Genomic DNA, 18783 nt, shown 5'->3' with positions numbered 1-18783 from the left:
CAGCTCAAGATAGCAGATTGGCTCGCATTTACCGCAGCATTGGCTCGCGGACACACGGTATGCGTGCCGGGAGCCGCGGCCGAGTTTGGTGTATCGGTAACATCAAAACGCTTGTGAGCGCTTCAAGCCGTCTTTCCTGGCGGCGGGGTTTGTCAGCTCGGTCAACCGGGATCTGGAGTCGGCGAGGGCGCATCGTCGGTTGGCCAGTCGAGATTGGTGGTGCCGGTGCTGTCTTCGCTGACGGGCTTGCCGCGCTTGCCGTAGCGCGTGCCGCCGCCGGCTTCCATCGTCACGCTCATACGTGGGGCGCCGAGATTGATGTATTCGGCTTCCATGCGACGCTTGAGCGCCAGATTGAAGGCGCGCGACACGTCCCACTGATATTCGGGAGCAGTGCGAAGCCGCATGCGAAGGATCGGGCAACCGTTGTCGAATTCGTGAATGCCCTGCATTTCCAGATGTGAACGAATCAGGCCCCGCATGAACGGGTCGCGATGGAGATCGGCGGCGGCTCGGCGCATCAGCTCGATCGCATCGTCGATGCGCAGGTCGTACGGGATGCGGATTTTCATCAGGGCGATGCCGAACTGGCGGGACATGTTGTGGATGGCATCGATGTGGGAAAACGTCGTGATGTGCACGACCCCATCCAGATCGCGCAGTCGCACGGTGCGTAGATTGAGTCCTTCGACAGTGCCCATGTAGCCGTTCATCTCGACGAAATCGCCCACGGCCAGCGAGTCCTCGATGAGGATGAAGATGCCGGTGATCAGATCGGCAACGAGGCTCTGCGCGCCGAAGCCCAGTGCAATGCCGATGACGCCGGCGCCGGCCAGCAGCGGTGTGACGTTCACACCGAGATTGGCCAGCCCCGCGATGCCGGCGATGATGAGGATCGTGAAGAGCGCGATGTTGCGGATCATCGGGGTGATGGTCTGGGCGCGATTGCTGTTGCGCCGTCGGCCGCGCGCGTCCTTGCCGTGCAGGGCCCGGTGGATGGCGCCGTCGACCGCGATCCAGATCAGCCAGGCGATCAATACCGTCAGCCCGATGCGCAGCAGCGCATGGCCGATGCGTGCACTGGTGGCGCCGGGTTCGCCGAGCCCGAGCAGGGAAAACCCCCACACCCGCAGGGACAACTCGGCAAAGAGCAGCCAGACGACGCAATGGGCGAGCACAAAGCCAAGATGACGCAGACGATTGGCGAAATGGCTGCGCAAGGTGCGTCGTGCGGCGCGTTCATGCTGGCGCCGGATGACCCCGGCGATCACGAGCGCGAGTACCAGAAAGACGGTACAGAGCATGGCCCGACCGAAGGCGGCATCCGCCTGGCCGCCGGTCGTCAGGATTGCGCCGAGGGAGGCAATGATCAGAAGCAGGGCCGGGACATGCCAGAGCCGCGCGGCAAAGACCACGAGATCGCGGAACTGGTTGTTCAGTCGATTGGGCAGGCGGCGGTTGCTGATGAGGTGCGCTACCGGCCTTCGAATACGCAGAATCAACACCCCGCTCAGCAGGGCGGCAAACAGATTGGCCATGACCGACAGCCAGTCCGCGAGATTCGCGCCCAGCAGTTGGCTCATGCGAGAGCTATGCACGGCGTCGCCAAAGGCGACGAGCATGCCGACGAAGAACAATGTGGCCAGCGCCTTGTCGTGGAGAATCGAGACCGCAACCCGGCGATGGCCGCGCGTGAACAGGGCGATCACGACATCGAATACGGTAGACAGAAGCCGCCCGCAGAGCGCGACATAAGCCGCCACGAGCAGTGTGGCCCGTGCCGGGGTCGCTGCTTCCAGCAGGCGCACGCTGGCCAGCAGCAGCCCGAAGGTGATCAGCCAGGGAAATACCCGGCGCGCGAAATGCGCCAACAGCATCCAGGGCCGTGGCTCCGGCGGCAGGGTGACAGGCCACCCACGAGCGATGAACAGACGTCGGAGCCCGAAGATCAGCAGGATCAGTGCGGTGATCCAGATGGCCAGCCCGATGGCGATCTCCCCGAGATTGCGTGCCAGTTCGGCGCGGCTCGGACTGGCGGCCAGAGCGCGCGCATCGCTCAGCGCTGCATTCGCCCGTCGTTGCCAGATGTCGAACGGGGCGGCGCCCGAGTTGGCTTCGTCGGACAAATCGGAGATCGAATCGGCCAGTGCGCCCAGCAGGCCACCACCGTCGGTCACCGACCCGGCGCCCGTATCGGCCTCGGCGGCCGTCGTTTCGCGCAATTGCTTGAGCTGGGACACCAGGGCGTCACGCTTGCGGTCGTTCTCCAGCGTCGAGATCACATCGTCGAGCGAGGATTTCAGCTGGTCCGGATCCGGCGCCTTGTCGGTGTTTTCCTGCGCGGAGAGCGGGTCCATACCCGGTAGATTCTGGGCGCTCGCCGTCTCGGCCAGCACCAGGCACAAGACAAGGACCAGGCCGAGCCATAGCGGGTGAGAAAAACCACGGTTGAAAAAGCGCATCGTCTCGTCGGTATGTCCCACATCGTGCGAGCCCGGTAGGGCGCCAGTATCCCGGCCGGATGCGCGCGTGGGCAAGCGCGCTGTCGTTGTCGATCGATGCCGGGTCCGGTGCTGAGTGAATTTATCGGCGAGCATCGCGCAATCGGTTCGGAAATATCGATTACGGCCACGCACGTGGCGCCCGGCCGCGTCGTGGCGCGGCTGCGTGCGGTTCGACATTGTATTGGATATCGGTTTCCCACGGCGTATATAAGACTTTAGTTGAAGATTGACCGGAGCTGAACGGCGCATGTATTTTGCGAGCCGTGAAACATAAACCGAGCGACGGTTTGTGCTTTACGGACACGGGTCGGCGGCGGGATGCCGGCCCCGCCGTTTCACGAGTTCCGATGCGACACGCGTAACCGATGTTCCGGTCGATGCCATCGGCTCCAAGGCTTGAGACGCAATGCTGAGAAATAGTCTTCGTTTGTCGGCGGGGGTGGCTACCATCGCCCTGCTGCTACTCGTCAGCGGCTGCAGCCTCAGCAGCCTGTCAACGATGAATCCGGTCGGCCCGATCGGCGAAACCGAGCGTGACGTCACGATCTATACGATCCTGCTGTTGCTGTTCGTGTTGATCCCGATCGTCGCGGGAACGGTGTTCATCGCCTGGCACTATCGTTCGACGAGCTCGAATTCGGCCTATACGCCGGACTGGGATCATTCCTGGCTGGTCGAGGTGTTCTGCTGGGGTGGCCCGATCGTCATCCTGATCATCCTGGCGGTCATCACCTGGATCTCCACGCACGATCTGGATCCCTACAAGGCGATCGAGTCGGACAAGCCGCCGCTCGAGATCGAGGCCGTGGCCACGGACTGGAAATGGCTGTTCATCTATCCGGACGAACACGTCGCCTCGGTCAACGAGTTCGCCTTCCCGGTCGACACGCCGCTGGAGATTCACCTGACCTCCAACTCCGTGATGAACGCGTTCATGGTGCAGCGCATGGGCACCCAGATCTTCGCGATGTCGGGCATGCAGACGAAACTGCATCTGATGTCGCACGAGAAGGGCGACTTCGACGGCGGCAACTATCAGTACAACGGCGAAGGCTTCGCGAAGATGCGCTTCGTGGCGAAAGCGATGAGCGAGAGCGATTACCAGCAGTGGATCGCCAAGGTGCGTCAGCAGGGCTCTTCGCTGGATCTGGCGACGTTCCAGAAGTTCGCCGAGCCGAGTGTGGTGGAGAACGCGGTGTATTTCGCGCCGGTGTCCGAAGGCCTGTTCGGCGACATCATCGGGCAGTTCCATGCGCCCAAGGGCTCGGCCATGCATGCCGAGCTCGACAAGAGCGCCGCCCATTGATTCCGGTCGTTGCGTGTGAGTCCGAAGCTCTCAGTGAGATGAGTACATGAATTTCCTAGGCAAGCTTTCTCTCGATGCGCTGCCCTTCGACAGCGCGATCATTCTGAGTGCCGATGTGCTGATGCTGGTCGTCGCGATTGGGATCGCGGCCGGCGTGACCTATTTCGGCCAGTGGAAGTATCTCTACAAGGAGTGGCTGACCACGGTCGACCACAAGAAGATCGGCGTGATGTACATCATCATCGCCATGATCTTCCTGCTGCGCGGATTCGTCGACGCGTTGATGATGCGGGCCCAGCAGGCATTCGCCGGCCCCGGCGAGACCGGCTACTTGCCGGCGCATCACTTCGCCGAGCTGTTCACCGGCCACGGCACCATGATGATCTTCTTCATGGGCATGCCGTTTCTCATCGGTCTGATGAATATTGCGGTGCCCACACAGATCGGCGCGCGTGATGTGGCCTTCCCGTACGTCAACGCCGTGAGCCTTTGGCTGACCGCCTCCTCCGGCATGCTCGTGATGGTCTCGCTCGCCGTGGGCCATTTCTCCGACGCCGGCTGGACGGGGTATGCGCCGTATTCCGGTATCAAGGCGAATCCGGGCGTGGGTGTCGACTACTGGATCTGGGCGCTACAGATATCCGGTATCGGGACAACATTGACCGGCATCAACTTCCTCGTGACGATCATGAAGGAACGCGCGCCGGGCATGACGCTGATGCGGATGCCGTTGTTCACCTGGACCTCGCTGTGCACCAACATTCTGATGGTGCTGGCGTTCCCGGCGCTGACCGTCGTGTTGGCCCTGCTCACGCTGGATCGCTACGTCGGCACGCATTTCTTCACGTCCGACGGCGGCGGCAACCAAATGATGTTCGTGAACATGTTCTGGGTCTGGGGACATCCGGAGGTCTATATTCTGATCCTCCCGGCCTTTGGCGTGTTCTCCGAAGTCGTGGCGACCTACTCGAACAAGCGGATCTTCGGCTATGCCTCGCTAGTCTACGCGACCATGGTGATCGCGCTGTTGTCCTTCACCGTATGGGTGCATCACTTCTTCACGATGGGCCAGGACGCCACCCGTAACTCGATCTTCGCCATCGCGACGATGATCATCGGTGTGCCGACCGGTGTGAAGATCTATGACTGGCTGTTCACGATGTTCCGTGGCCGCATCCGCTTCAACCTGCCGATTCTGTGGACGCTCAGCTTCATCATCACGTTCACGATCGGCGGCATGTCCGGCGTCATGCTTGCCATCCCGGGCATCGACTTCAAGATGCACAACAGTCTGTTCCTGGTGGCGCATTTCCATAACGTGCTGATTCCGGGGATGCTCTTCGGTCTGTTCGCGGGCTATCACTACTGGTTCCCGAAGGCCTTCGGCTTCCGGCTCGATGAAGTCTGGGGACGACGCGCGTTCTGGGGCTGGACCATCGGCTTCTACATGGCCTTCATGCCGCTTTATATTCTGGGTCTGATGGGCATGCCGCGACGCATGGTCACCTACGCGGACCCGGCCTGGCAGCCGTTCTTGATCGTGGCAGCCATCGGTGCGCTGTTCGTGCTGTTTGGCGTGGTGAGCATGGTGATGCAGCTGATCGTCTCGGTGCGTGACCGTGAACAACTCGCCGATCTGACCGGCGATCCGTGGAATGGCCGGACGCTGGACTGGGCGACCGATTCGCCGCCCGCCGAGTACAACTTCGCGGTCATCCCGACCGTCGAGGGGCGCGATGCCTGGGCGGACATGAAAGCGCGCGGTCTGGCCTTCGCCCGGCCCGACAAGTACGACGATATCCGGATGCCCAACAATACCGTGGCCGGGCTGATCATCGGGGTGTTGTCGTTCACGCTCGGCTTCGGGCTGATCTGGCACATCTGGTGGCTGGTGATCGTCTCGGGTCTCGGCATGCTGGCGACGATCATCGCGCGTGGTTGTCAGGACGAGGAAGACACCTGGCACACCATCCCCGCGGCCGAAGTGGAACGGACCGAGAATGCCCGTTTCGAAAAGCTCGCCAAGGCCGGCGTGGTCTGATCGACCACGTCGGGCGCGGCCCTAATGTGTTTTTTCAAGTCTTCGTGAGCGAATTGGAATTCCTATGACGAGTCATGCCGGGACCAACACCGTTCATGGCGCATCCAACCCGAACACCGTGGTGAATTTCGGGTTCTGGGTGTACCTGATGAGCGACGTCATCCTCTTCTCGATGCTGTTCACGATGTTCGTGACCGTGTCGAGTCACTACAACGGCGGCCCGGACGGCCATGAGCTTTTCAAGCTGCGGGACGTCTTCTTCGAGACGATGGCGCTGCTGTTCTCGAGCATCACCTTCGGCATGGCCATGCTGGCGATGCATGCCAAGAAGAAGGGTGAGCTACTGCTTTGGTTGCTCGTCACTTTCATCTTCGGGCTGCTGTTCGTGCTGCTCGAGGTCCACGAATTCCTCGAGCTGGTCGGCGAAGGTGCCGGGCCACAGACGAGCGCGTTCCTGTCGGCGTTCTTCACACTGGTGGGTACACACGGTACGCACGTGACGTTCGGCCTGATCTGGATCCTGGCGATGGTCGGGCAGATCGCCGTCAAGGGCGTGACGCCCGCGGTCGCCTCGCGCCTGTTCCGGCTGTCCCTGTTCTGGCACTTTCTGGACATCGTGTGGATCGCGGTGTTCTCCACCGTCTATCTTTCGGGAGTCATGCAATGAGCCATTCGGTCGACGAGTCGCATCATGACGACACCCGCCTGGGCGGGCTCAATTTCAAGACGTATGTCACCGGCTTTGTCCTGTCTCTCGTGTTGACGGCCATCCCGTTCGCGGCCGTGGCCTTCGGCTGGTTCGGCATGGGGGCCACGCTGGCTGTGGTCGCGGTGACTGCCGTGGTTCAGATTCTGGTGCATCTGTTCTTCTTCCTGCACCTGGATTTCTCTGGCGGGAATGCCTGGAACGCGGGCTCCGGAGCCTTCACCGTGCTGATTCTGGCGGTTCTGGTCGGCGGCACGCTGTGGTTGATGTACAGCCTCGAGATGCGCACCATGATTGGCGGTATGTAGCGGTCCGGCGCATCCAAAGAAAGTCTCGCGAGACAAAGCCGGCGGGCCGTGGCCCGTCGGCTTTTTTGATGGCGCCGATCAACACGCTGCGGCCGGCGGTAAAGACGCCCATGACGCCATGGGCAACGCTCGCCGGCCGGTTGCCTGAGCGCACGCCGTGACGCCGGGGCGGTCGATGCGTCATGTCCGGGTCGTATGCTGGCCGGACAGCGCCTAGAATTGACGATATGTCGTCCGCGGAGCCTGCTCTGACTGCCCCGGCTCTCCTGCTGTCACTCCTGCTGGTCTGGATAGGGCTCGGCCTTGTCTGTGACATCGGGTTGTATGTGCTGCAGCGCCGTTTCCTGTTTCGACGGGCCGACGTCGAACCGGCGGCGCGCGCGCTCGGTCTGGACCGTGCCCGACAACGAGTGTGGCGGGCGTTGACGACAGTCGGCCGGGCCGGAATTGGCGGCGCGCTGTTGATCGGCGCGTTGGGTTTCGGCGCAATACAGGGTGTCGGGAGTGCCTTGATACTGGCGGTGAGCATCGTGGCAATAGATTGCCTCGTGCTTGGGGTGGCATGCGATGTCGTGATTGGCCGTATGCCGCTGCGTTCCGCGTTCGGCGGCGGCTTGCCTCGACTGGCAGCCGTGCTGCTGAGCGGCGGGTTGGCGGTCGCCGGTGACGGCCTCGTCGGACAGCCGGGTTCGATCGGTGCTGCAGCCGCCGCTCTGGGCTGGGGCATGGCATTCGTCTTGAGGCAGGCATTGCCGTACGGCCGGAACGAGGTCGGCGGCCGACGAGCGCCGATCGCCGATGCCGCGCTTGCCGCGGCGCTCGACGGGCTCGCCGCACGCTGCGGATTCGCCTCGGCCGATATACGGGTTCTGCAGGACGGGCCGGCCGCCGAGGCTGTCGGGGCGCGCGTGGTGCGTGGCCCTGGGCGGGTACGCATCCTGGTCACCCGGGGATTGTTGCAATACCTGCCGGCAGACCTGCTGACACCGGTGATCGCGCACGAACTGGGGCATGCCCGGGCACATCACATTGCGGTTCACGAGGCGATTCGCGGCGCCGCCGGCGTGATTTACGTGGCGGCTGGCATCATGCTCGTGCATGCCGGCTGGCCCGGGCTTGGTTTGCCCCTGGTTCTTCTGGTGCTGTGGCTGCTCGCCGCGCCCGTGGCCTGGCTGTATCAGGTCGCTCTGGTGACCTATCGACGACGCTGCGAGTTCGTGGCCGATGCCTTTGCCTGTCGCCACACATCGACGGCACAGCTACGCGCCGCACTTGAGCGGCTGTTCGCGATGAATCCGCACCGCGCGGGGCTGCATCGGCTTTATCGCATGTATTATGCAACGCACCCGGCGGACCAGGCGCGTCTCGACGCGTTGACCGCACGGTATCGCTCAGCGAATCGAGAGTCATGATGGAAATAAAGGTTCTGGGATCGGCCGCGGGTGGCGGTTTTCCCCAGTGGAACAGCAATGTGGGCCTGAATCGCGCGTTGCACGACGGCCAGACCCGGGCCAGCGCGCGGACGCAGTCCTCGATCGCGGTCCGGGGTCGTGGTGAAGACTGGTTGTTGATCAACGCCTCTCCCGACATACGCCAGCAGATTCTGGCCACGCCGGCGCTGCGACCGGCCCCGGGGCGTCGCGGCACGGGTATCGGGGCGGTCCTGCTGATGGACAGCCAGATCGACCATACCGCCGGTTTGACCCTGCTGCGCGAGGGCGAAAAGCTCGATGTGCACTGCACGCGCCAGGTGTACGAGGACCTGACCACCGGCTGGCCACTTTTCAACGTGTTGTCGCATTACTGCGGTGCCGACTGGCATGAAATCGTGCCGGGGCGGGATATCTCTCTGGATGTGCTGCCCGGCGTCGGGCTCCGGGCCGTGGCGTTGTCTTCGGCGGCCCCGCCTTATTCGCCGCATCGCCAGGCGCCGACGCCGGGCGACAATATCGGGCTGGTGCTGACGGACGCAGCGACCGGTCGGCGGGTGTTCTACGCGCCGGGCCTCGGGGCGATCGACGACGTGGTGGCAGCCGAGATGGCGGCCAGCGATGTGTTGCTCGTCGATGGCACCTTCTTCACCGAAACCGAGATGATCGACCAGGGCGTTGGGCGCAAGACAGCGGCCAGCATGGGCCACCTGCCGCAGTCTGGCGAGCAGGGCATGCTCGCGACATTGGCGCGCTGGCCGGACAAACGCCGGGTGCTGATCCATATCAACAACACCAACCCGATCCTGGATCCGGATTCTGAAGCCCGGGCGACGGTGGCTGCCGCCGGGGTCGAGGTGGCCCATGACGGCATGGAGATCGTGACGTGAGTGTGCGTGACACAACATCGCAGGCGCCGGCCTGGCCGAGGGATGTCTTCGAGGCCAAGCTGCGGGCGCTCGGCGCGCGCTACCACATCCATCATCCGTATCACCGGTTGATGCACGAGGGCCGGGCGAGCCGCGCGCAGATCCAGGGCTGGGTGGCTAATCGCTATCACTATCAGGTGTGCATCCCGATCAAGGACGCCAACGTGTTGGCCAACTGTCCGGACCCGGCCACGCGGCGGCTCTGGGTGCAGCGGATTCTCGATCACGATGGCACGGGCGACGATCCCGGGGGCATCGAGGCCTGGCTGGCGCTGGCCGCGGCCTGCGGCATGGATCGCGACCGCGTGGCCGCCGAGACGGATGTGCTGCCCGGCGTACGCTTCGCCGTCGATGCCTACGTGAACTTCGCGCGACGTGCGAGCTGGCAGGAAGCCGCCTGTTCGTCGCTGACCGAGCTTTTTGCGCCCGAAATTCATCAGCAACGTCTGACCGGCTGGCCGGATCATTATCCGTGGATCGCCGATGACGGTCTGGGTTATTTCCGCAAGCGATTGTCCGAGGCGCGGCGTGACGTCGAGCACGGGCTCAACGTCACGCTCGATCATTTCACCACGCGGACCGATCAAGAGCGCGCACTGGACATTCTGCAGTTCAAGCTCGATGTGCTCTGGTCGATGCTTGATGCCATGTGGATGGCTTATGTCGAGGATCGGCCGCCGTATCAGGGATGTCCGCCCGTGCCCGAGATCGACCATGACGACTGAGACGCCGATTCACGCGGATGCTGTGCCGCAGCTGGCCCGGGGCTATCGACTGCAGTTCGAGCCGGCCCAGGATTGTCATGTCCTGCTTTATCCCGAGGGCATGATCACGCTCAATGAGCCGGCCGCGGAGATCCTGAAGCGCTGCGACGGCGAGCGCTCGGTGGCGGGGCTGTGCGAGGCGTTGCGCGTCGAATTCGGCGATGTTGACCTGGCCGCGGATGTCCGGGCCTTCCTGGAACTGGCGCGATCGCACGGCTGGGTGCGTCTGGTGGCCTGACGACAGGCGTCGCAGCGCGACCGCGGCCGTGGACGATTTCGCCGGGCGATCGGTCAGCCCTGGGGCCTGGGGCCGTCAGTCGTCGCCGGTCTGTGGGCGGGCACGCAGCGTCTTCGAATTCTTCATGTTGCGAAAGACGATCGGTTGCGCGGCCGCGGCTTCAGCCGGTCGTGCATTGGCGCGCGCCACCGCATCGGTGACCCGATGATGCGCGGGGGATTTGGCACAGACGGGATCGGTGGCGTACATGTCGCCGGTGAGCATCCAGGCCTGACAACGACAGCCGCCGAAGTCATCGTGTTTTTCCACGCAGGAGCGACAGGGCTCGCGCATCCAGTCGAAGCCGCGGAAGTGGTTGAAGGCCTCGGATTCGTTCCAGATCCAGGCGATATCGTGTTTGCGCACGTCGGGAAATGTCAGGCCCGGCAGCTGGCGGGCCGCGTGGCAGGGCAGGGCGATGCCGTCCGGGGCAACGTTGAGAAACAGATCGCCCCAGCCGCTCATGCAGGCTTTCGGTCGGTCCTGATAATAATCGGGCGAGACGAAATAGAGCTTCATGCGCCCGTGCTCGGCCCGGTAACGGGCGGTGGCTGCGTGGGCGCGGTCGAGCTGCTCGCGTGTGGGGAGCAACTGTTCACGGTTGTGCCAGGCCCAACCGTAGTACTGCGTGTTCGCGAGCTCGACGTAGTCGGCGTCCAGCGACTCGGCCATCGCGATGATGTCGTCGATATCATCGATGTTGTGTCGATGTAGCACGATGTTGAGCACCATCGGGTAGCCGGCGGCCTTGACCGCGCGGGCCATGTCTTTCTTCTTTTCGAAGGAGGCCGCGCCGGCGAGAAAATCGTTGCGCTCTTCGTTGGAGGCCTGAAAGCTGATCTGGATATGATCGAGCCCGGCTTCGGCCAACGCGTTGACGCGGGCTTCGTCCATGCCGATGCCCGACGTGATGAGGTTCGAGTAATAACCCAGACGCGCGGCTTCGGCGACGATCGTTTCCAGGTCCGATCGCACGAGCGGTTCGCCGCCGGACAGGCCGAGCTGAGCGGCGCCCAGGCTCCGGGCTTCACGCAGGACCTTGAACCAGTCGTCCGTCGTCATTTCGGCTCGAATGCCGGCCATTTCGGTCGGATTGCTGCAGTACGGACACTGCAGCGGGCAGGCATAGGTGAGTTCGGCCAGAAGCCAGAGCGGTCGGGCCGGTGTCGTTCCGTCGTGACGTAGCGGTTGGGTCATGGTCGGGGGCAAGGCGCGGACAAAAAAGAAGGGGGCGGTTAGCGCCCCCTTCTCCCTGCTGGGGCTCTTGCGAGCCCTGGATGTGTCAGCTAGCGGCTAGCTGTTGCTGACATACATCGTGATTTCAAAGCCCAGGCGCAGGTCATGAGCCTTCGGCGTCGTCCATTGTTTCATAAGCGTTCTCCTGTGCTGTCGTGGGTGGGGTGTTCGGTGATCGCCACGCGGCGTCCATGGAGTCTACTGTACGCCGAATTGCGCGATTGTGTATGGAATCTGTCTATGACGAGGATAGCGCATCCCGAATGGCGGGATAGAGTTTCGTGAATCGACGGTAGCGCGGTCCATATTCGGCCACCAGGTTGGCATCCGGTTGCTCGAATTCAGTGGGCACATCGACCATGGCATCGACGGCGGCTGCCACGTCGGCATGAACGCCCGCGCCGACGGCGGCGAGCAGCGTTGCGCCGTACGCCGGGCCCTCCTGATCGGTCTGCACGGCAACAGGCTTGTCGAGCACGGCCGCGATGATGTGGCGCCAGACCGCGCTGTGTGCGCCGCCGCCGCCCAGCAGCAGCCGTTCGGGGACCACGCCCTGGGCCTCGATGCGCACCAGCGAGTCGCGCAGCGAGAACGCCACACCCTCCAGGATTGCGCGGACCATATGGCGTCGATCGTGCGACAGCGTCAGCCCGATCCAGGCGCCACGGGCATCGGGGTCCATGTGCGGCGTGCGTTCGCCGGCCAGATACGGCAGGAAATACAGATCGTCCGCGCCCGGGGCGACGGTGCCGGCCTCATCGGCCAGCAGGCCGTGGAGGTTGCGCCCGAGGCGCTGGGCCACGGCAGCTTCGTCGCTGGCAATACGGTCGGCATACCACTGCAGACTGCCGCCCGAGGCCAGCGACACGCCCATTAGATGGTAGGCGCCGGGGACAGCGTGACAGAAGCAGTGCAGTTCGCCGGTCGTATCGGGCGTGGCCGATTCGCTGTGGGCGAAGACCACGCCGGAGGTGCCGATCGAGACCAGTGCCGTGCCCGAGCCGACGATGCCGCCGCCAACCGCGGCCGCGGCGTTGTCGCCGGCGCCGGCGGCAATCGGGGTCTCGACCGCCAGACCGCTGGCCTCGGCCCCGTCGGCGCTGACATGGGCACAGATCTCCGGGCTCTCGTGCACGCTCGGCAACCAGTCGCGCGGAATATCCAGCGCGTCCAGGATTTCCTGGGACCAGTCACGTGCGGCCAGGTCGAGCAGCAGGGTGCCGGCGGCATCGGAGGCATCCGTGGCAAACGCGCCGGACAGCCGGTAGCGGATATAGTCCTTGGGCAGCAGCACGTGGGCCAGACGAGCGTAGTGGTCGGGCTCGTGGTCACGCAGCCAGAGAATCTTGGGGGCCTGGAAGCCGGTCAGTGCGGGGTTGCCGGTGATGCGGCGGAGCTGTTCGGCGCCGACCGTGGCCTCGATGTCGGCACAGGCCTCGCCGGTGCGCTGATCGTTCCAGAGGATGGCCGGCCGGATCACCGCGCCGTCGGCATCCAGGAACACCGCGCCGTGCATCTGGCCGGTCAGGCCGATCGCGGCCGGCGGCGTCGGGCTGGCCTCGGTGAGTTGTGTCAGCACATCGCGGGATGCTGCCCACCAGTCTTCCGGAGACTGCTCGGTCCAGCCGGGTCGCGGCGTGGCCATCGGGTAATCCGCCCCGGCACGCGCGAGCACGTGGCCGGCGGCATCGACCAGTACACCCTTGGCGCTGCTGGTGCCGATATCCAGGCCGATGAAACACTGACGCATGTCGCCGCTCATTTGAGAGTCTCCTCGTGCGAAACTGAGCCCGTCGAATCGCCCACAGGCTCGAGTGGTTCAGCGCGCGACTCGACACCATGGCATTGGGCACACGGTGTGCTCACGCGTTATTGTTGGGACCGAAACCATACACTAGCCGGCCGGACGGCCATACGGTCCGTTCGTCGCCATCACTGTAAAGAGGAAGCCATCATGAAATTCTTCGTCGATACCGCCAATGTGGACGAGATCCGCGAGCTGGCCGACATGGGCATGCTGGATGGCGTGACCACCAACCCGAGTCTGATCAACAAGGCCGGCAAGGACTTCATCGAAACGATCACCGAAATCTGCAAGGTCGTCGACGGTCCGGTCAGCGCCGAAGTCGCGGCGACGGATTACGACACGATGATGAAGGAAGGCGAAAAGCTCGCCACGATCGCCGACAACGTCTGTGTGAAGGTGCCGCTCACGCCGGCCGGCCTCAAGGTGGGCAAGAATCTCGTCGACAATGGCCAGGAGATCAACGTCACGCTGTGTTTCTCGGCCGCGCAGGCGCTGCTTGCCGCCAAGGTGGGCGCAACCTACATCTCGCCCTTCATCGGTCGCCTGGACGATATCGGCCAGGAAGGCATGACCCTGATCCGCGACATCAGCGAGATCTATGCCGGTTATCCGCACATCAACACGCAGGTGCTGGCTGCATCGATTCGTGGCCCGCAGCACGTTGTCCAGGCGGCGCTGTCCGGTGCCGATGTGGTGACCGTGCCGCCGAAGGTGCTCCATCAGATGTTCAACCATCCGCTCACCGACAATGGCCTCGAGCAGTTCGTCGCGGACTGGAAGTCCTCCGGCCAGTCGATCCTGTAACCATGGCCGAGATCGTGACGTTCGGCGAAGTGCTCGCCGAGTTCATGGCCACCGAGCGCAACCAGTCGCTGGGTACGGCCGGCACCTTCGCCGGACCGTTTCCCGGTGGGGCGCCGGCGATCTTCATCGATCAGGCAGCCAGGCTGGGCAGCACGGCTGCCATGGTCAGCTGCGTCGGCGACGATGCCTTCGGTCGCATGCTGGTGGCACGGCTGGCGCGCGACGCGGTCGATGTCTCGGCGATCCACACGCGGGCCGAGCACACCACCGCGAGTGCCTTCGTCACCTACTACGACGACGGCAGCCGGGATTTCATCTTCAACATCGCCAACGGCGCCTGTGCGGCGATCGAGCCGAACCAGTTCGACGACGTGCTCGACGGTGCGAAGCTGTTTCATATCGCCGGCACATCGCTTTTCTCCGGCCACATGATCGACCTGGCTCGGCGTGTCAGCGAACGGGTCAAGGCCGCCGGTGGGCGGGTGTCGTTCGATCCCAACGTGCGCAAGGAAACCCTGGCACGGCCCGGGGCGCGTCAGGCGCTCACGGATCTGGTTTCGCGCACCGACATCCTGTTGCCGAGCGACAGCGAGCTGAACGTGTTGCTGGATATCGACGACGACGAGGCCGCGGTCGAACGGGCTCTGGAACTCGGTGTGGCCGAGATCGCCTGGAAGCACGGCGCCAAGGGCTGTCGTTACTATGACGACCAGGGCAGGCAGGCGTTCGAGAGTTTCCAGGTCTCCGAGGTCGATCCGACCGGGGCCGGCGATTCCTTCGGTGCAACGTTCTGTACGCTGCGCACGCAGGGCATGGCCGCCAGCCAGGCGCTGGTCTATGCCAATGCGGCCGGGGCAAGCGCCGTCTCGCGCCGCGGTGCCATGGAAGGTACCAGCACACGCGCCGAGCTGGAGGCCTTCATCGATGGACACGGGGCGTCCGTGACGCCATAGCCCACGTCGTTCGCAAGCGACCGGCCCGGCGTTTCAAAGGCCGTGGACCCACTGGGTTCACGGCCTTTTTCGTGGGCGATCCATATGCGATGAAAGGCGAATTGTCCTGCGGCGAATTTATTTTCAAGATAAGAACAATATTGCAGCGGCGCAGCGTTCGTCACTGCAATGGCGCGAGCGCCGACTCATCAACGAGGAGAGGACTTCGGTCATGAAAACAAGATATCTCGCAGCGGGCGCCTTGCTGGCGGCCGGTTCCTTGACGACCGCCCAGGCGGCGACCCAGATCACCATCGCGACGGTCAACAATCCGGACATGGTGACGATGCAGAAGCTCTCGCCGGCGTTCGAGAAATCGCATCCGAACATCAAGCTCAACTGGGTGACGCTTCCGGAGAACGAGCTGCGCCAGAAGGTCACGACGGACATCGCGACCAATGCCGGCCAGTACGACGCCGTCATGCTGTCCAACTATGAAACGCCGATCTGGGCGCGCAACGGCTGGCTCGTGCCGTTCGATAATCTGCCGGCCGATTACAAGGCCGATGACCTGCTGGGCTCGGTCAAGGAGGGGCTGTCGAGCGACGGCCAGCTCTATGCGCTGCCGTTCTATGCCGAATCGTCGATCACTTACTACCGCAAGGATCTGTTCAAGAAGGCCGGGCTGACGATGCCCGAACAGCCGACCTACGATCAGGTGCAGAAATTCGCGGCCAAGCTCAATGATCCGAAGAACCACACCTACGGTATCTGCCTGCGCGGCTTGCCGGGGTGGGGCGAGAACATGGCGTTCTTTTCGACGATGGTGAACACCTACGGCGGCCGCTGGTTCGATATGCAGTGGAAGCCGCAGTTGACCTCGAGCGCCTGGAAACAGGCCGCTACCGAATACAAGACACTACTCAACAAATACGGCCCGCCCGGCGTGACCTCCAACGGTTTCACGGAAAGCGAGACGCTGTTCGCCAACGGCCAGTGTGCGATGTGGATCGATTCCACCGTGGCCGCCGGTTATCTGTCGGATCCGAGCTCGTCCAAGGTCGCGGATTCGGTCGGGTTCGCCCAGGCCCCGGTCGCCAAGACGCCCAAGGGTTCGCACTGGCTCTACAGCTGGGCGCTGGCGGTGCCGAAATCCTCGAACAAACAGCAGGCGGCCAAGACGTTCATCGAGTGGGCCACATCGCAGGAATACATCAAGCTGGTCGGCAACGAGCGCGGCTGGGTGTCCGTGCCGCCGGGCACGCGCAAGTCCACTTACGACAACCCGAACTACAAGAAGGCCGCGGCGTTCGCGCCGCTGGTTGAAAAAGCGATCCAGACGGCCGATCCGACGAATCCGACGCAGGAGAAAGTGCCCTATACCGGTATCCAGTTCGTCGACATTCCGCCGTTCCAGGCGATCGGCACTCGTGTCGGCCAGACCATGGCGGCGATCCTCACCGGGCGGACCAGCGTCGAGCAGGGTCTCAAGCAGGCCGAAAGCTTCACCGATCGCATGATGAAGCAGTCCGGCTATCCCAAGAAGCAGTAACGCGCGAAGCGACTTCAGGCAGACGGGCGGGGGCGTTCTGACGCGCCCGTCCGTCGTTTCACGAATCACTTGCTCCTGAGTACGAGGTTCCACGGACGTGGCTGTTTCCGCAACAACTGACACGAAGACCGCGCGCGCTGCCGCGGCGCGCGAGAAGGCGCGTCGCGCGCCGGCCAAGTGGCTGCTCGCCCCGGCGGTTGTCTTTCTGCTGGTCTGGATGATCGTGCCGTTGGGTATGACGGCCTATTATTCGTTCCGCAACTACAACCTCATGATGCCGACGGTCAGCGGATGGGCCGGCCTCGGTAATTACGCGGCGCTCTGGAACGACCCGACATTCTGGAGTGCGCTGGGCATCACGCTGCTCATCGTCGGCGTCTGTCTGGTGATTACGATCGGCCTGGGGCTGGCCTTTGCGCTGCTTTTCCATCGCCAATTCTTCGGCCGTGGCGTGGCCCGCACGCTGGCGGTCGCCCCGTTCTTCGTCATGCCGGTCGTGACCGGCCTGATCTGGAAGAACATGCTCATGGACCCGAGCTACGGCATCTTTGCCTGGCTGGCCCGTGTGTTCGGTCTCGAGCCCATCGACTGGCTCGGGCAGTTCCCGCTGGCCTCCATCATCGCCATGATCGGCTGGGAATGGACGCCGTTCGCATTGCTCGTTCTGCTCACCGGGTTGCAGTCGCTGCCGGAGGACCAGCTCGAGGCGGTACGGCTGGACGGAGCCAACAAATGGCATGAATTCCGTCACATCGTGATTCCGCATCTCGGCCAGGTGATCTACGTGGTCGTGATGCTCGAGTCGATCTTCTTTTTGACCTCCTTCGCCGAAATCTACACGACCACCAGCGGCGGGCCGGGCACGTCCACGACGAACCTGCCGTATTACATCTACCAGGCCGTGTTCAATCAGTACGATATCGGCGTCTCATCGGCGGCGGCCGTCGCGGCCGTGATACTCGCGAACTTCTTCGCGATCTTCCTGATCCGGTTCGTCGCCGGCAATCTCAACGCAGGAGAGAATCGATGAGTGCGACACGCTCTTTTTCGAAATCGGGCGTCGCGCTGGGCATACTCGGCTGGCTCGTGGCTCTGCTGATGTTCTTCCCGCTGTTCTGGCTGCTTCTGACCGCGTTCAAGACCGAAAGCGAGGCGTTCTCGATCACGCCGCACCTGTTTTTCGACCCGACGCTTTCAAGTTTCGAGACCGCGTTCAATCAAGGGCGCGGGTATCTGCACTACGCCTGGAATTCGGTCTTCACGGCGGTGGTGTCGACGCTGATCGGGCTTGCGCTGACCGTGCCGGCGGCTTACGCGATGGCCTTTTACCCCTCCAAGCGCACGGATTTCACGCTCGTGTGGATGGTTTCGACCAAATTCATTCCGGCGGTGGGTGTGCTGGTGCCGATCTTTCTGGTCTACAAGAACATCGGCCTGCTCGACAACGTCTGGGGTCTGATCGCGCTGTTCACGGCGATGAATCTGCCGATCATGATCTGGATGGTCTATTCGTACTTCCGTGACATCCCGAAGGATCTGGTCGAAGCCGCCGATATCGACGGCGCCAGCATGGCGCAGATCATGACGAAAGTGATCCTGCCGCTGGCAACGCCGGGGCTCGCCTCCACCGGATTGCTCGCGCTCATTCTGGCGTGGAACGAGTCGTTCTGGTCGATCACGATGACCAACTTCCAGGCATCCACGCTGCCGGTCTACATCGCCTCGTTCAAATCGGCCGAAGGCGTGTTCTGGGCCAAGATGTCGGCGGCCTCCGTGTTGTCGATCGCCCCGATCATCGTGCTCGGCTGGTTCGCCCAGCGTCAGATGGTCCGCGGGCTGACCTTCGGCGCGGTCAAGTAAGTCACGCATACCGATACCACGCCGCCAATGCACGCGAGATTCGCGGGGTTCACGGGCGCTCGACGCCGGCGTCGAGCGCAAACCGCGGCGATCGTCAGTTCATGTCGGCATGAATCCGCGTCCGCTTGCGGGAAATGCCGGCATGCATTCGCGGATGTTCCGAGACAGATAAGGTTAAAACCATGGCAGTCGTAGCACTCAACAACCTCGGCAAGCGCTATCCGGGCGCGGACTCGCTGGCGGTGACCGATTTCAATCTGACCACCGAGGACGGCGAATTCATCGTACTGGTGGGCCCGTCGGGCTGTGGCAAGACCACGACCATGC

The 18783-nt window shown here is 63.3% G+C and carries 18 protein-coding genes; 14 read left to right on the top strand and 4 right to left on the bottom strand.

Features of this window, described 5'->3' with window-relative positions:
• Positions 1-161: 161 nt before the first annotated feature.
• A complete protein-coding gene (locus D3260_RS14575; protein ID WP_158583557.1) occupies positions 162-2537 on the bottom strand; it encodes a mechanosensitive ion channel domain-containing protein in 2376 nt (791 codons plus the stop codon).
• 373 nt (positions 2538-2910) lie between these two features.
• On the opposite strand from D3260_RS14575, the gene cyoA reads away from it, so the two are divergent.
• The 8 genes from cyoA (at position 2911) to pqqD (ending at position 10226) form a co-directional block, all read left to right on the top strand.
• On the top strand, positions 2911-3810 hold the full coding sequence (cyoA, locus tag D3260_RS14570; protein ID WP_120099340.1) for a ubiquinol oxidase subunit II: 900 nt from the start codon (positions 2911-2913) through the stop codon (positions 3808-3810).
• Between the two features lie 46 nt (positions 3811-3856).
• Complete coding sequence (locus D3260_RS14565; RefSeq protein ID WP_120099339.1) at positions 3857-5851, top strand: cbb3-type cytochrome c oxidase subunit I; 1995 nt, start codon at positions 3857-3859, stop codon at positions 5849-5851.
• 64 nt (positions 5852-5915) lie between these two features.
• Positions 5916-6518 (top strand): cytochrome o ubiquinol oxidase subunit III, encoded by a 603-nt coding sequence (gene cyoC, locus D3260_RS14560; RefSeq protein WP_120099338.1) that lies wholly within the window; start codon positions 5916-5918, stop codon positions 6516-6518.
• The gene (gene cyoD / locus D3260_RS14555) at positions 6515-6865 is read left to right on the top strand and encodes a cytochrome o ubiquinol oxidase subunit IV (RefSeq protein WP_120099337.1); all 351 of its coding nucleotides are present in this window, start codon (positions 6515-6517) and stop codon (positions 6863-6865) included. Before cyoC ends, cyoD begins: the two co-directional genes overlap by 4 nt.
• A 227-nt stretch (positions 6866-7092) precedes the next feature.
• Positions 7093-8277, top strand: coding sequence for a M48 family metallopeptidase (locus D3260_RS14550; protein WP_158583556.1), 1185 nt, complete (start codon positions 7093-7095; stop codon positions 8275-8277).
• Positions 8277-9185, top strand: coding sequence for a pyrroloquinoline quinone biosynthesis protein PqqB (gene pqqB / locus D3260_RS14545; protein WP_120099335.1), 909 nt, complete (start codon positions 8277-8279; stop codon positions 9183-9185). Before D3260_RS14550 ends, pqqB begins: the two co-directional genes overlap by 1 nt.
• Positions 9182-9949, top strand: a complete 768-nt coding sequence (gene pqqC / locus D3260_RS14540; RefSeq protein ID WP_233544097.1) for a pyrroloquinoline-quinone synthase PqqC — start codon at positions 9182-9184, stop codon at positions 9947-9949. The genes pqqB and pqqC overlap by 4 nt, the downstream gene beginning before the upstream one ends.
• Positions 9939-10226, top strand: a complete 288-nt coding sequence (pqqD, locus tag D3260_RS14535; protein WP_120099333.1) for a pyrroloquinoline quinone biosynthesis peptide chaperone PqqD — start codon at positions 9939-9941, stop codon at positions 10224-10226. The genes pqqC and pqqD overlap by 11 nt, the downstream gene beginning before the upstream one ends.
• Positions 10227-10301: 75 nt before the next feature.
• Here the strand turns inward: pqqD and pqqE are convergent, their stop codons facing one another.
• The 3 genes from pqqE to xylB all read right to left on the bottom strand — a co-directional run bounded on the left by pqqE (position 10302) and on the right by xylB (position 13263).
• Positions 10302-11462, bottom strand: a complete 1161-nt coding sequence (gene pqqE, locus D3260_RS14530; protein ID WP_120099332.1) for a pyrroloquinoline quinone biosynthesis protein PqqE — start codon at positions 11460-11462, stop codon at positions 10302-10304.
• A 96-nt stretch (positions 11463-11558) separates the two neighbouring features.
• A complete protein-coding gene (gene pqqA / locus D3260_RS14525; RefSeq protein ID WP_120099374.1) occupies positions 11559-11636 on the bottom strand; it encodes a pyrroloquinoline quinone precursor peptide PqqA in 78 nt (25 codons plus the stop codon).
• A 103-nt stretch (positions 11637-11739) separates the two neighbouring features.
• The gene (gene xylB, locus D3260_RS14520) at positions 11740-13263 is read right to left on the bottom strand and encodes a xylulokinase (RefSeq protein WP_199671529.1); all 1524 of its coding nucleotides are present in this window, start codon (positions 13261-13263) and stop codon (positions 11740-11742) included.
• Positions 13264-13455: 192 nt separating this feature from the next.
• Between xylB and fsa the strand changes: the two genes are divergently transcribed.
• The 6 genes from fsa to D3260_RS18185 all read left to right on the top strand — a co-directional run.
• Positions 13456-14112: a fructose-6-phosphate aldolase gene (gene fsa / locus D3260_RS14515; protein ID WP_120099331.1), complete on the top strand. Its 657-nt coding sequence runs from the start codon at positions 13456-13458 to the stop codon at positions 14110-14112.
• Positions 14113-14114: 2 nt separating this feature from the next.
• Complete coding sequence (locus tag D3260_RS14510) at positions 14115-15065, top strand: sugar kinase (protein ID WP_120099330.1); 951 nt, start codon at positions 14115-14117, stop codon at positions 15063-15065.
• A gap of 211 nt (positions 15066-15276) precedes the next feature.
• Entirely contained in the window at positions 15277-16596 is a 1320-nt protein-coding gene (locus D3260_RS14505; RefSeq protein ID WP_120099329.1) for a sugar ABC transporter substrate-binding protein, read from the top strand.
• A gap of 97 nt (positions 16597-16693) precedes the next feature.
• A complete protein-coding gene (locus D3260_RS14500; protein ID WP_120099328.1) occupies positions 16694-17626 on the top strand; it encodes a carbohydrate ABC transporter permease in 933 nt (310 codons plus the stop codon).
• Positions 17623-18456, top strand: a complete 834-nt coding sequence (locus tag D3260_RS14495; RefSeq protein ID WP_120099327.1) for a carbohydrate ABC transporter permease — start codon at positions 17623-17625, stop codon at positions 18454-18456. The genes D3260_RS14500 and D3260_RS14495 overlap by 4 nt, the downstream gene beginning before the upstream one ends.
• Positions 18457-18590: 134 nt before the next feature.
• On the top strand, positions 18591-18783 hold a 193-nt coding region (locus tag D3260_RS18185; RefSeq protein WP_370456316.1), incomplete at its 3' end, for an ATP-binding cassette domain-containing protein.

The organism is Salinisphaera sp. Q1T1-3, from assembly GCF_003602005.1.
Lineage (GTDB): Bacteria > Pseudomonadota > Gammaproteobacteria > Nevskiales > Salinisphaeraceae > Salinisphaera.
This window is presented reverse-complemented; position numbering and strand designations above follow the sequence as displayed.